Source organism: Variovorax sp. P4_B11, from assembly GCF_056402355.1.
Window position 1 is genome coordinate 61,749 of the sequence record NZ_JBFUHO010000004.1, and the last position, 12,346, is coordinate 74,094.

A 12,346-nucleotide genomic window follows, 5' to 3' on the forward strand; every position below is an offset into this window, starting at 1 on the left:
CGACGACCATGAAACGCAAGACCTTCGTCCGGGGCCTGGCCCTGCTGGCCGCGACCGGCCTGTTCGCGGCCGGCACCGGCCTGGTGCATGCCCAGGCACCGGTGGACCTGCAGTTCTACTACCCCGTGGCCGTCGGCGGCCCGATCGCCAAGACCATCGACGGCTTCGCGGCCGGCTTCATGAAGGAGAACCCGGGCGTGAAGGTCTCGCCGATTTACGCCGGCACCTACCAGGAAACCATCGTCAAGGCCTTGACCGCGCACAAGTCGGGCACGCCGCCGGTCACCTCGGTGCTGCTGTCGACCGACATGTTCACGCTGATCGACGAGGAGGCGATCGTCCCGTTCGACGACTTCGTCAAGACCGCCGAAGACAAGGCCTGGCTCGACGGTTTCTACAAGGCCTTCATGATGAACAGCCAGACCGGCGGCAAGACCTGGGGCATTCCGTTCCAGCGCTCGACCGTGGTCATGTACTGGAACAAGGAACTGTTCAAGGAAGCCGGCCTCGATCCCGAGAAGCCGCCGACGAACTGGGCCGAACTCAAGGCGGCCGCCACCAGGCTGACCCGAAAGGACGCCAGCGGCAAGGTCACGCAATGGGGCGTGCAGATTCCCTCCAGCGGCTTCCCCTACTGGCTGTTCCAGACATTGACCACGCCGAACGACACGATCCTCTCGAACGAAGCCGGCACCCAGGTCAGGTTCGACGACCCGAAGGTGATCGAGGCGCTCCAGTACTGGGTCGACCTCGGCAAGGCCGGCATCCATCCGCCCGGCGTGGTCGAGTGGGGCACGACGCCGAAGGACTTCTTCGAGAAGAAGGCCGCCATCATCTACACCACCACCGGCAACCTGACCAACATCAAGGCCAACGCCAAGTTCGACTTCGGCGTCGCCATGATCCCGGGCAACCGGCGCAAGGGATCTCCGACCGGCGGCGGCAACTTCTACCTGTTCAAGAAGTCGACGCCGGCCCAGCAGGAAGCGGCCTTCAGGTTCATCAAGTGGATCAGCCAGCCCGAGCGCGCCGCGCAGTGGAGCATGGACACCGGCTACGTCGCGGTCTCGCCGGCCGCCTACGAGACCGACACGCTGCGCAAGTACGGCCGCGACTTCCCGCAGGCGCTGGTGGCGCGCGACCAGTTGCCGGTGTCGGTGGCCGAGTTCTCCACCCACGACAACCAGCGCGTGACCAAGGCGCTCAACGACGGCCTGCAGGCCGCTCTGACCGGCAGCAAGACGCCGGCGCAGGCGATGCAGGACGCGCAGCGCGAGGCCGACCGCATCCTGCGCGCGTTCAAGTGAGGCCCGGCGCGCGTTCATGAGCCCACACGGCATTGCCGCCGGCAGCCGTGCAGCGCGCCACGCGGTGCACGCCTGGCTGCTGCTGCTGCCGGCGCTGGTGCTGCTGGTCGCGTTCACGCACTGGCCGGCGGTCTCGACGCTGGTCGACAGCTTCTACTCGACGCCCAAGGGCAGCCGGGCCGGCGTCTGGGTCGGGCTCGAGAACTACCAGCTGATGGCCGGCGACCCGGTGTTCTGGAAAGCGGTGCGCAACAACCTCTGGTTCGCGGGCGCCACCATCCCGCTGTCGATCGCGCTGGCGCTGGCGATGGCGCTGTGGGTCAACGAGCGCATCGCGGGCCGCGCCTTCCTGCGCATGGCCTTCTTCACGCCGACCGTGCTGCCGATGATCGCCGTAGCCAACATCTGGCTCTTCTTCTACACGCCGCAGTACGGCCTGCTCGAGCAGATCACGGGCGCCCTCGGCCTGCCCTCGCACAACTGGCTCGGCAGCCCCTCGACCGCGCTCGGCGCCGTGACGCTGGTGGCGATCTGGAAGGAAGCCGGCTTCTTCATGATCTTCTACCTGGCGGCGCTGCAGACCCTCAATCCGAGCCTGCGCGAGGCGGCCGCCATCGAGGGCGCTTCGCGCTGGTACTTCTTCCGCCGGGTGCAGTGGCCGCTCTTGATGCCGACCACGCTGTTCGTGCTGGTCAACGCTTTCATCAACGCCTTCCGCATGGTCGACCACCTGTTCGTGCTGACCCGCGGCGGGCCCGACAACGCGTCGATCCTGCTGCTGTATCACCTGTACGAGGTGGGCTTCAGCTTCTGGGACACGGCCTACGCTTCGGCCATCACGGTGGTGCTGGTGGTGGTGCTCGCCGGCATCGCGCTGTTCCAGTTCTTCGTGCTCGACAAGAAGGTTCACTACAAATGAACGCCGCCCGGCCGCCCGAAGGCGCTCGCACCGCAGTGCGAAGCACGGAGCTTGCCTTGTGAGCACGGCTCCGGCGCAGAGACTGGCCTATAACGAGCCGACGTTGCTCGACACGCTGGCCGCCTGGCTGCTCGCGCTGCTGTGGATCCTGCCGCTGGCCTACGCGGTCTGGACCGCCTTCCATCCGGCCGAGTACGCGACGCGTTTCGCGCTGGCGGCGCCGCTCACCCTGGAGAACTTCCGCCGCGCCTGGGAAGCCGCGCCCTTCGCGCGCTACTTCCTCAACACCACGTTGCTGGTCGCCATGGTGCTGGCGGTGCAACTGGTGCTCGGCACGCTCGCGGCCTATGCCTTTGCGCGCTACGAGTTCAAGGGCCGAGGCATCGCCTTCGCCCTGGTGCTGGTACAGCTGATGATCATGCCGGACATCCTCCTGGTCGAGAACTACAAGACCATGGCCCGGCTCGGCCTGGTCGACACGCTGCTGGCGATCGGCCTGCCCTACTTCGCCTCCGCCTTCGCGATCTTTCTGCTGCGCCAGACCTTCATGGGCATCCCGAAGGAGCTCGACGACGCGGCGCGGGTCGAGGGCGCGAGCGCGATGCAGACGCTGTGGCGCGTCTACGTGCCACTCGCCAGGCCGGTCTACACCGCCTTCGCACTGGTGTCGGTGAGCTTCCACTGGAATAATTTCCTCTGGCCGCTGATCATCACCAACAGCGTCAACGCGCGGCCGCTGACGGTCGGCCTGCAGGTGTTCTCCTCGGTCGACCAGGGCGTCGACTGGTCGGTCATCACGGCCGCCACGCTGATGACCTCGGCGCCGCTGCTGATCGCGTTCCTGCTTTTTCAGCGACAGTTCGTGCAGAGCTTCATGAGGGCCGGCATCAAATGAAACTCGTGACCTGGAACACCCAGTGGTGCTGCGGCCTCGACGGCGTCGTCAGCACGCGGCGCATCGTCGACGGCGCACGCGCCATGGCCGACTTCGACGTGCTGTGCCTGCAGGAAGTCGCCTCGGGCTTCGGCGGCATGCCGGGCCGCCCCGGCGACCAGCCGGCCGAACTTCAGGCCTTGCTACCGGGCTTCCGATTGTTCTTCGGCGCCGCCGTCGAGGAGTTCGGCGCCGACGGCCGGTCGATGCGCTTCGGCAATCTGATCGCCACCCGGCTGCCGGTATCGCGCGTCCAGCATCACCCCCTGCCCTGGCCGGCCGATCCCACCGTGACCAGCATGCCGCGCATGTGCACCGTGGTCACGTTGAGCAGCCCCGAACTGGGCCCGCTGCGGGTGATGACCACGCACCTCGAGTACTACTCGGCGAGCCAGCGCCTGGCGCAGGCCCGCGCCCTGCGGGCACTGCATCTGGAAGCCTGCGAGCAGGCTGCGGCGCCGCCCGTGGACCCGATGGAGGTCTCGCCCTTCCAGGCCAAGCGGCACACGCCGCAGGCGGTCCTGTGCGGCGACTTCAACATGGCCGCCACCGACCCGGCCTACGACGAGATCGTGCAGCCTTTCGTCGATCCGGCGCTGCCGGCCGGCGGCACACTCGCCAGGCGGCTGCAGGACGCCTGGCCGCTGGCCCATCCCGAGCGGCCGCACGACCCGACCTTCCGGCTCTTCGACCGCACGTACGGCCCCGATCCGATGGCCTGCGACTTCGTCTTCGTCAGCGATGCGCTGGCGCCGCGCGTGTGTCGGGTCGAGGTCGACCTGCAGACGCAGGCCTCCGACCATCAGCCCGTGCTTCTCGAATTGGGCGATTGAGCTGTCTGCGGCACGGACCGGGGCTTCGGTCTTGCCGAAGCCCTACATCACGCCGAAGGTGGCCAGCGCCTCGCAGGCGCTCATGCCGTCGCGGATCGCGTCGGCCACCTTGTTCTCGGTGCGCACTTTCTCGAGCGCCTTGGCCACCGCCTCGGCCTCGACCGCGCGCGGGATCACCAGCACGCCCTCGCGATCGCAGAACAGCAGGTCGCCGGGTGCGATGCGGACGCCGTCGATCTCGATCGTGCAGCGGTAGTCGATCACCTGGCCGCGCACGCCCTGGTCCTGCGCATAGGTGCCGCGGCAGAACACATCGAAGCCCAGTCGTTCGATCTCGCCGGCGTCGCGCACGTAGCCATCGAGAATGGCGCCGGCCGCCTTCAGGTGCTGCGCCCGCGTCGACATCAGGCCGCCCCACAGCGCATAGCGCAGCGAGGCGCCGGTCGCGATGTAGATCTCGCCCGGCTTCAGGTCGTCGAGCGCCTCCAGCATCAGGCCGAAGGGCTTGCCCGACAGCGGCCCGGCCGAACGCGCGCCGTCGTTGATGACATCGGCCTCGAGCACCGGCATCGCGCGGCCGACGAGGCGCATCGATTTCTCGAGCGGAGCAATGCCGGCCGGCAGAAACTGGTGCTGGTACCCCAGGGTGTCCAGCACGTCCCCCACTGCGGCGACGAAGAGCTCGTCGCGGATCTGCCGGAAGAGCGCTTCGTCGTTCAAGGGGTCAGCGTTCGATCGTCAGGGCCACGCCCATGCCGCCGCCGATGCACAGCGAGGCGATGCCCTTCTTGGCGTTCTGGCGCTGCATCTCGTGCAGCAGGGTCACCAGGATGCGGCAGCCGGACGCGCCGATCGGGTGGCCGATGGCGATCGCACCGCCGTTCACATTGACTTTGCTGACGTCCCAGCCCATCTCGCGGTTCACCGCACAGGCCTGGGCCGCGAAGGCCTCGTTGATCTCGAGCAGGTCGAGGTCCTGCGGCTTCCAGCCGGCGCGCTGCAGCGCCTTCTGCGAGGCCGGCACCGGGCCCATGCCCATGAAGGCCGGATCGAGGCCGGTGCTGGCAAAGCTGGCGATGCGGCCCAGCGGCTTCAGGCCCAGCGCAGCCGCCTTCTTGGCGGTCATGACCATCACGGCGGCGGCGCCGTCATTGAGGCCCGAGGCGTTGCCGGCCGTGACGCCGCCCGCCTTGTCGAAGGCCGGGCGCAGGGCGGCCAGGCCCTCGGCGCTGCTCTTGCGATTGATGAACTCGTCCTGGGCGAAGACCACCGGGTCGCCCTTCTTCTGCGGGATGTTGACCGCGACGATCTCGTCCTTGAACTTGCCGGCGTCCTGCGCGGCCGCCGCCTTGGTCTGGCTGCCGAGCGCCAGCTCGTCCTGGGCGGCGCGGCTGATGTCGTACTTCTTGGCCACGTTCTCGGCCGTGATGCCCATGTGGTACTGGTTGTAGACGTCCCACAGGCCGTCCACGATCATGGTGTCAACCAGCTTCCAGTCGCCCATGCGCTGGCCGTTGCGCGAATTGGGCAGCACGTGAGGCGCCAGGCTCATGCTCTCCTGGCCGCCCGCGATGACGATCTCGCTGTCGCCGGTGGCCACCGCCTGCGCCGCCAGCATCACGGCCTTGAGGCCCGAGCCGCAGACCGCGTTGATGGTCAGCGCCGGCGTCTCCTTGGTGATGCCGCTCTTCAGCAGCGCCTGGCGCGCCGGGTTCTGGCCGCTGCCCGCGGCCAGTACCTGGCCCATGATGACTTCGCCGATCTGGTCGCTGCCGACCTTGGCGCGCGCCAGCACCTCCTTGATCACGAGGGCGCCGAGCTCGGTGGCCGGGATGCCGGCCAGCGATCCGCCGAACTTGCCCACGGCGGTGCGTGCGGCTGAAACGATGACGATGTCTTCCATGGTGTGCTCTCCAGTACTAAAGAATCACCCCCAGCCTCGCCCACTTCGTGTGGCTCTGACACCCCCTTGAAGGGGCGCACCCGGCGGCCCGGCAGAGCCGGTTCCTCGGGTGCCCCGGCCTCGGGTGTGTCGGTTTCATGCGATGCAGGTCGTGCAAAGGGTGGTGGGGGACTGACAAAAAAAAGGAATCAGGCTTTCGCCTTGACATAGCGGCCCGGCGCCGGCTCGATCGCCTTGTAGGCGCTGCCCTTGCCATAAGCCTTGGGGGCAGCGATCTGCTTGCCCGCGTGGGTCTTCAGCCAGTCGGACCAGTCGGTCCACCAGCTGCCGGGATGCTCGGTCGCGCCCGCCAGCCATTCGGCCTGTGCCTTCGGCAGCTTGCCGTCGGCGCGGATCCAGTGGCTGCGCTTCTTCTTGGCCGGCGGATTGATCACGCCGGCGATGTGGCCCGAGGCGCCCATCACGAAGCGCTTCTTGCCGCTCAGCAGCTGCGTCGACGCATAGGCACCGCCGATCGGCACGATGTGGTCCTCGCGCGAGCCGTAGATGTAGACCGGCGCGTCGATGGCGCCGAGATCGACCTGCTCGCCGGCCACGGTCAGCGCACCCGGCACCGCGAGCTTGTTCTCGTGGTAGGTATTGCGCAGATACCAGCAGTACATCGGGCCCGGCAGGTTGGTGGCGTCGCTGTTCCAGTAGAGCAGGTCGAAAGGCGGCGGCGTCTCGCCCTTGAGGTAGTTGCCCACCACGTAGTTCCAGACCAGGTCGTTGGGCCGCAGGAAGCTGAAGGTGGAGGCCAGTTCGCCGCCCTGCAGCAGGCCGCCCTGCCCCATCTGCAGCTCGCGGAACTGCACGAAGTTCTCGTCGATGAAGATGTCGAGCACCCCGGTGTCGGTGAAATTGAGCAAGGTGGTCAGCAGCGTCACCGAGGCGGCCGGCTGCTCGCCGCGCGCCGCCAGCACGGCCAGCGCGGTGGAGAGGATGGTGCCGCCGACGCAGAAGCCGAGGGTGTCGATCTGGCCGCCCTTCTTGTCCTGGCCGGTGATTTCCCGGGTGACATGGATCGCCTTGATGGCCGCGTCCTCGATGTACTGGTCCCAGGTGTAGTGCGCCATCGACGGATCGGGATTGCGCCAGCTCACCACGAACACCCGGTGTCCCTGCTCCACCGCATAGCGGATCAGCGAGTTCTCGGGCTGCAGGTCGAGGATGTAGAACTTGTTGATGCACGGCGGCACCATCAGCAGCGGCCTCTCGAAGACCTTGGCCGTCAGCGGCTTGTATTCGAGCAGCTGGAACAGGTCGTTCTCGAACACCACCGCGCCCTCGGTGCTGCCGACATTGCGGCCGACCTCGAAGGCGCTTTCGTCGGTCATGCTCACATGCCCCTGCTGCAGGTCGTGCAGCAGGTTCTGGATGCCCTTGGCGATGCTCTCGCCCTGGGTGTCGAGCGCCTTCTTCTGCGCCTCGGCATTGAAAGCCAGGTAGTTGCTGGGCGCCGAGGCCGCCATCCATTGCTCGACCGCGAAGCGAAGCCGCGAACGGGTCTTGTCGTCGGCCTCGACCGCTTCCGCCATGCTCATGAGGGTGCGCGCGTTCAGCAGGTAGATCGCGGCCGAGAAGGACGAGACCGGATTGCTGCCCCAAGCCGCGGCGGCAAAGCGCTTGTCGGCGCTGGCCTGGGCCGCGAAGCCGCTCTGCCAGAGCTGGGTGGCCTCGCCGACGTACTGCTCCTGCAACTGCCGGAGCTTGTCGGGGGACATCGAGAGCTTGGGCACCTGGCTCCAGGGCGCTCCCGCCGAGGAAGCCCCCTGGGCGCCCAGCGATTGAAAGGATTCGAGGGCTTTCTCCCATCCCTGCGTGAGCGCCTGTTGAAAGGGCGCGAAAGTCTCGGCCCCGATGGCCTGTGCGTGATTCATGCTGTCTCCTGGTGCCTCGCCTCGTCCAAACGGGTTTTGAGTATGCTGCATTCGCAAAGGCCCCACCAGTGCGGCCCGCCATACCTTCCTGAAAACTTCATCTATGCACCTCGTCGTGATCGCCTGGCTCTATGTTGCCCTGATGATGGCGGTCGCCGAGGCCACCAACACCACCGGCACCGTGCTAGGTGCGATCTTCACCTTTCTACTCTACGGCCTGTTGCCGGTGGCACTGGTGGTTTACCTGATGGGCACGCCGGCCCGGCGGCGGGCGATCAAGGCCCGCGAAGCCGCCGAGCGCGAGGCCGCGATCCAGGCGGCCAGGGCCCGTTCAGACACGCCAGATGCAGGCAGCGAAGCGCCCGCTGACCCGGTCGCGCCGGTGCGAGAAAAAACGTAACGGGTTGTGCACGGTGCACCAGGCCTCGCTGCTGTCGTTGCCGTGCAGCCGCGCGACGCCGACCGCCTGGAGCCGCTGGCGCGCCAGTCCCGCCAGGTCGGCCATCCACTTGCCGGGGGCGCCGGCCGGACGGAAGCCCGCATTCGCCGCCGCTGAAGCGGCCTCGAAGGCCGCACGAACCTCGTCGCCGACTTCGAAGGCATCGGGACCGATGCAGGGGCCGAGCCAGGCCATGAGCTTCGATGCGCCGCCCTCGGCTTGAAAGGCATCCACGGTGCGCTCGAGCACGCCGTCGGCCAGCCCGCGCCAGCCGGCGTGCGCGGCCGCCACGCGGCGGCCCGCTTCGTCGGTGAACAGCACCGGCAGGCAGTCGGCGACCATGATCGTGCAGGCGATGCCGCGCGCGGTCGTGGTACAGGCATCGGCGCTGGCGCCGTCGGCGCTCCGGGCATCGAGCGACACGAGCCCGGTACCGTGCACCTGCTGCAGGAACACCGGCCGCACCCCCAGCGCCTCCTGAAGTCGAGCCCGGTTGACCCGCACATGGGCGGGGTCGTCGCCGACATGCCCGCCCAGGTTCAGGCTATGGCAGGCGCCTGCCGAGACACCGCCTTCGCGCGTGCTGCAGAGCGAGCGAACGCCAGGCGGAAGCGGCCAGTCGGGAATCAAGGCTTGCGGCAGGCTCATGGGTCAAGCGCCGCGCGACGCGCTGCGGTATTCGCCTTGGGAGCAGCCCGGCGGATGTCTCATGCCTCGGCGTCGGGGCAGTGCGACGGCTGGGCGCGCTGGAACGCATCGAGCTGCATGCAGGCCTCGAAGGCCGCCATGGTGCGCGGCAGGCCGCTGAAATCGCAATCGAAGCGCTGACCGTTGAAGACCTGCGGCACCAGGCAGCAGTCGGCCATGGTCGGCGTGTTGCCGTAGCAGTAGGTGCCGGCCGGGTGTTGCGCGAGCTGGCGTTCGAAGGCCTCCATGCCCACGCGCACCCAATGGCGATACCAGCTGTTCTTGGCCTCGTCGTCGAGCTTCAGTTCGCGCACCAAATACTTGAGCACGCGCAGGTTGTTCAACGGATGGATCTCGCAGGCGATCGATTCGGCCAGCGCCCGCACGTGGGCACGGCCCACGGGATCGTGCGGCAGCAGCGCAGGCTCGGGCTGGATCTCCTCCAGGTACTCCATGATGGCCATCGACTGCGTGAAACGCTCGCCCTCGTCCTCGAGCAGAGGCACCAGCTGGTCGGGGGAGATGGCCGCGAAGGGGCCGGTCTTGTGTTCGCCGCGTGCGATGTGCACCGGGATGTACTCGTAGTCGAGGCCCTTCAGGTTCAGCGCGATGCGCACGCGGAAGGACGCGGAGGAACGGAAATAGTTGTGCAGCTTCATCATCCGGCAAGCATAGCCGCGCCGGCCGGAGGCGGCCACTCCCCGGCAACCCGCCCTGCCCTCTGGCACACTGCCGATTTCGCTGAAAAAGGACGCTTTTCCCATGACTTCCGAGTTTGTTTTCACCCCCCACCCGGTCGTGTCGATTCCGGTGGTCGGCCAGGCCGCGCGATTTCCGGTGCACCGCATCTATTGCGTCGGCCGCAACTACGAGGAGCATGCGAAGGAAATGGGTTTCACCGGCCGCGAGCCGCCCTTCTTCTTCATGAAGCCGGCCGATGCCGTGGTGGTGGTCGATGCCGGCACCACCGGCAGTATGGCCTACCCGACCCTGACCAAGAACCTGCACCACGAGATCGAACTGGTGGCGGCCATCGGCATCGGCGGCAAGAACATCGCCGCCGCCGACGCCATGAAGCACATCTTCGGCTATGCGGTCGGCCTCGACATGACGCGCCGCGACCTGCAGAACGACATGAAGAAGCAGGGCCGCCCGTGGGACATCGGCAAGAGCTTCGAGCAGAGCGCCCCCATCGGCCCGATCGTGCCCGCCGCGCAGGCCGGCGACATCGAGCACGCCGAGATCTCGGTGCAGGTCGGCGGCACCGACCGCCAGCGCAGCAACGTGAGCAAGCTGATCTGGAACCTGGCCGAGACCATCGAGCACCTGTCGGCCGCCTGGGAACTGCAGCCCGGCGACCTGATCTTCACGGGCACGCCGGAAGGCGTGGCGGCCGTGGTGGCCGGCGACACGCTGGCCGGCGAGATCACCGGACTGCCCAGCCTCAGCGTCAAGATCATCTGATGATCATGATGCCCCCACGCTCATCACTGCGTGTATTCGCTGCCCCCCGAGGGGGTGCAGTCCGCCCTTGGGGCGGCCCGGCGGGCGGCCTGATCATGATGCCCCCACGCTCATCACTGCGTGTATTCGCTGCCCCCCGAGGGGGTGCAGTCCGCCCTTGGGGCGGCCCGGCGGGCGGCCTGATGCAATGATCCTGCGCGTCCCCATCAAGCACTGCAAGAACTGCGGCACCGCCGTCGTCTACCGCATCCCGGACGACGGCGACACCAAGGAGCGCGCGGTCTGCCCGGCCTGCGACACGATCCACTACGAGAACCCGCTCAACGTGGTCGGCACCATTCCCGTGCTCGGCGACCGCGTGCTGCTGTGCAAGCGCAACATCGAACCGCGCTGGGGCAAGTGGACCCTGCCGGCCGGCTTCATGGAGCTCGGCGAGTCCACCGAGCAGGGTGCGGCGCGCGAGACCGACGAAGAGGCCGGCGCCGAGTACGAGATGGAAGGCCTGTTCGCCGTGATGAGCGTGGTGCGCGTCGGCCAGGTCCACCTCTTCTATCGCGCCCGGCTGCTGAGCGAGCGCTTCGATCCGGGCCACGAGACCCTCGAGGCGCGGCTGTTCAAGGAAGACGAGATTCCATGGGAGGAGATCGCCTTCCGCACGGTGCGCGAGGCACTGCAGCGCTACTTCGAGGACCGCCGGCGCGGCAGCTTCGACCGCGTTCATACGGTGGACATCGTATGAAGCACTGGCTGCGGTCGCCGATCTTCCTTTGTGCGGCATTCGCCGCCACGATCGCCGGCGCCGAGCAGGTCGGCGAGGTCGACACCGCCTTCAAGTTGATCGGCCCCGACCACAAGATCGTGGTCGAGGCCTACGACGATCCGAAGGTCAGCGGCGTGACCTGCTACGTCTCGCGCGCCAAGACCGGCGGCGTCTCGGGCGCGCTCGGCCTGGCCGAAGACAAGTCCGAGGCCTCGATCGCCTGCCGCCAGGTGGGCCCGGTCAGCGTGACCCAGCCGCTGCCCAAGCGCGAGGAGGTCTACAGCGAACGGCTGTCGGTGCTCTTCAAGCGGCTGCGCGTGGTGCGCATGGTCGACGCGAAGCGCAACACGCTGGTCTACCTGACCTACTCCGACCTGCTGATCGACGGCTCGCCCAAGAACGCAGTCACCGCGGTGCCCATCGATCGCGCCACGCCGATACCGCAGAAGTAGCGCGGACGCCCTGGGATGAGCAGCAGCCCGGCCGGGTCGTCGAAGCGGGGCCGCGCGAGGCCGTGCTGGCCCGCCAGCCGCTGCTGCAACGGATGGTCGCACCCACTGCCGCCGCCGCATGCTAAAACTGCGCTCCGGTCACGCGCCGGGGAACCCTTCGCCGCGACTACGTTCCAAAAAAAGGCTATGCACATTCAGAATCCTCTCTCTCGCGCCACCGCCAGGGCGGCCACCACCGTTGCGATCGTCGCCCTGACGGCCTGTACGACGCCGCCGAAGGGCCCGAGTCCGCCCTTCTACCCCCTGCCGCCCTCCGGCCAGGCGGCCCCGCCGGCCGCGACGCCGCCAAAGCCGCAGGCCCTCTTCATCCGTCCGGCCCCGGGCCGCACGCTCTCCGGCTTCGACGGCACGCGCAACAAGGGAGTGGACATCGCGGGCAACCTGGGCGACCCGGTGCTCGCTGCCGCCGACGGCCGCGTGGTCTATGTAGGCGGCGAACTGCGCGGCTACGGCAACATGGTCATCGTCCAGCACAACGACACCTACCTGACCGCCTACGCCCATGCGAAGACCATCCTGGTCAAGGAAAAGGACGTGGTGCGCCAGGGCCAGAAGATCGCCGAGATCGGCAACAGCGACGCCGACCGCGTGAAGCTGCATTTCGAGATCCGCAAGCAGGGCGTGGCGGTCGATCCCGAGCCCTACCTGAACGGCACGCTGCGCTGAGCG

The 12,346-nt window shown here is 67.8% G+C and carries 14 protein-coding genes; 9 read left to right on the plus strand and 5 right to left on the minus strand.

Going from position 1 to position 12,346, the window contains the following annotated elements:
* Positions 1-8 precede the first annotated feature (8 nt).
* From AC1DYD_RS05825 to AC1DYD_RS05840, 4 genes are read left to right on the plus strand one after another with little or no spacing between them, the layout of a single operon-like run.
* Positions 9-1,307, plus strand: coding sequence for an ABC transporter substrate-binding protein (locus AC1DYD_RS05825; RefSeq protein ID WP_478171803.1), 1,299 nt, complete (start codon positions 9-11; stop codon positions 1,305-1,307).
* A 16-nt stretch (positions 1,308-1,323) separates the two neighbouring features.
* Positions 1,324-2,226 carry a carbohydrate ABC transporter permease gene (locus AC1DYD_RS05830; protein ID WP_478171804.1) on the plus strand — a complete coding sequence of 301 codons (903 nt, stop codon included), beginning with the start codon at positions 1,324-1,326 and terminating at the stop codon, positions 2,224-2,226.
* 58 nt (positions 2,227-2,284) lie between these two features.
* Positions 2,285-3,121, plus strand: coding sequence for a carbohydrate ABC transporter permease (locus AC1DYD_RS05835; RefSeq protein WP_478171805.1), 837 nt, complete (start codon positions 2,285-2,287; stop codon positions 3,119-3,121).
* On the plus strand, positions 3,118-3,993 hold the full coding sequence (locus AC1DYD_RS05840) for an endonuclease/exonuclease/phosphatase family protein (protein ID WP_478171806.1): 876 nt from the start codon (positions 3,118-3,120) through the stop codon (positions 3,991-3,993). The genes AC1DYD_RS05835 and AC1DYD_RS05840 overlap by 4 nt, the downstream gene beginning before the upstream one ends.
* Before the next feature lie 42 nt (positions 3,994-4,035).
* Here the strand turns inward: AC1DYD_RS05840 and AC1DYD_RS05845 are convergent, their stop codons facing one another.
* From AC1DYD_RS05845 to phaC, 3 genes are all read right to left on the minus strand, one after another.
* Entirely contained in the window at positions 4,036-4,713 is a 678-nt protein-coding gene (locus tag AC1DYD_RS05845; RefSeq protein ID WP_478171807.1) for an RraA family protein, read from the minus strand.
* Positions 4,714-4,717: 4 nt separating this feature from the next.
* On the minus strand, positions 4,718-5,896 hold the full coding sequence (locus tag AC1DYD_RS05850; protein WP_478171808.1) for an acetyl-CoA C-acetyltransferase: 1,179 nt from the start codon (positions 5,894-5,896) through the stop codon (positions 4,718-4,720).
* Between the two features lie 188 nt (positions 5,897-6,084).
* Positions 6,085-7,815: a class I poly(R)-hydroxyalkanoic acid synthase gene (gene phaC / locus AC1DYD_RS05855; protein WP_478171809.1), complete on the minus strand. Its 1,731-nt coding sequence runs from the start codon at positions 7,813-7,815 to the stop codon at positions 6,085-6,087.
* A 103-nt stretch (positions 7,816-7,918) separates the two neighbouring features.
* Here phaC and AC1DYD_RS05860 point away from each other — a divergent pair, with 103 nt between their 5' ends.
* Positions 7,919-8,215: a hypothetical protein gene (locus AC1DYD_RS05860; RefSeq protein WP_478171810.1), complete on the plus strand. Its 297-nt coding sequence runs from the start codon at positions 7,919-7,921 to the stop codon at positions 8,213-8,215.
* Here AC1DYD_RS05860 and pgeF read toward each other — a convergent pair.
* Positions 8,147-8,902, minus strand: a complete 756-nt coding sequence (pgeF, locus tag AC1DYD_RS05865; protein WP_478171811.1) for a peptidoglycan editing factor PgeF — start codon at positions 8,900-8,902, stop codon at positions 8,147-8,149. The genes AC1DYD_RS05860 and pgeF overlap by 69 nt on opposite strands.
* A gap of 59 nt (positions 8,903-8,961) precedes the next feature.
* The gene (maiA, locus tag AC1DYD_RS05870) at positions 8,962-9,600 is read right to left on the minus strand and encodes a maleylacetoacetate isomerase (protein ID WP_478172018.1); all 639 of its coding nucleotides are present in this window, start codon (positions 9,598-9,600) and stop codon (positions 8,962-8,964) included.
* 103 nt (positions 9,601-9,703) lie between these two features.
* Between maiA and AC1DYD_RS05875 the strand changes: the two genes are divergently transcribed.
* From AC1DYD_RS05875 to AC1DYD_RS05890, 4 genes are all read left to right on the plus strand, one after another.
* Positions 9,704-10,405 carry a fumarylacetoacetate hydrolase family protein gene (locus AC1DYD_RS05875; RefSeq protein WP_478171812.1) on the plus strand — a complete coding sequence of 234 codons (702 nt, stop codon included), beginning with the start codon at positions 9,704-9,706 and terminating at the stop codon, positions 10,403-10,405.
* Between the two features lie 187 nt (positions 10,406-10,592).
* Entirely contained in the window at positions 10,593-11,144 is a 552-nt protein-coding gene (locus tag AC1DYD_RS05880; protein WP_478171813.1) for an NUDIX hydrolase, read from the plus strand.
* Positions 11,141-11,617, plus strand: coding sequence for a CreA family protein (locus AC1DYD_RS05885; protein ID WP_478171814.1), 477 nt, complete (start codon positions 11,141-11,143; stop codon positions 11,615-11,617). The genes AC1DYD_RS05880 and AC1DYD_RS05885 overlap by 4 nt, the downstream gene beginning before the upstream one ends.
* Before the next feature lie 186 nt (positions 11,618-11,803).
* Positions 11,804-12,343, plus strand: a complete 540-nt coding sequence (locus AC1DYD_RS05890; RefSeq protein ID WP_478171815.1) for a murein hydrolase activator EnvC family protein — start codon at positions 11,804-11,806, stop codon at positions 12,341-12,343.
* Positions 12,344-12,346: the final 3 nt, after the last annotated feature.

Coding starts and splice junctions, on each gene's coding strand:
- maiA (WP_478172018.1), bottom strand. CDS start 9,600: ATGAAGCTGCACAACTATTTCCGTTCCTCCGCGTCCTTCCGCGTGCGC.
- AC1DYD_RS05890 (WP_478171815.1), top strand. CDS start 11,804: ATGCACATTCAGAATCCTCTCTCTCGCGCCACCGCCAGGGCGGCCACC.
- AC1DYD_RS05860 (WP_478171810.1), top strand. CDS start 7,919: ATGCACCTCGTCGTGATCGCCTGGCTCTATGTTGCCCTGATGATGGCG.
- AC1DYD_RS05875 (WP_478171812.1), top strand. CDS start 9,704: ATGACTTCCGAGTTTGTTTTCACCCCCCACCCGGTCGTGTCGATTCCG.
- AC1DYD_RS05885 (WP_478171814.1), top strand. CDS start 11,141: ATGAAGCACTGGCTGCGGTCGCCGATCTTCCTTTGTGCGGCATTCGCC.
- AC1DYD_RS05825 (WP_478171803.1), top strand. CDS start 9: ATGAAACGCAAGACCTTCGTCCGGGGCCTGGCCCTGCTGGCCGCGACC.
- AC1DYD_RS05850 (WP_478171808.1), bottom strand. CDS start 5,896: ATGGAAGACATCGTCATCGTTTCAGCCGCACGCACCGCCGTGGGCAAG.
- AC1DYD_RS05840 (WP_478171806.1), top strand. CDS start 3,118: ATGAAACTCGTGACCTGGAACACCCAGTGGTGCTGCGGCCTCGACGGC.
- pgeF (WP_478171811.1), bottom strand. CDS start 8,902: ATGAGCCTGCCGCAAGCCTTGATTCCCGACTGGCCGCTTCCGCCTGGC.
- AC1DYD_RS05830 (WP_478171804.1), top strand. CDS start 1,324: ATGAGCCCACACGGCATTGCCGCCGGCAGCCGTGCAGCGCGCCACGCG.
- AC1DYD_RS05880 (WP_478171813.1), top strand. CDS start 10,593: ATGATCCTGCGCGTCCCCATCAAGCACTGCAAGAACTGCGGCACCGCC.
- phaC (WP_478171809.1), bottom strand. CDS start 7,815: ATGAATCACGCACAGGCCATCGGGGCCGAGACTTTCGCGCCCTTTCAA.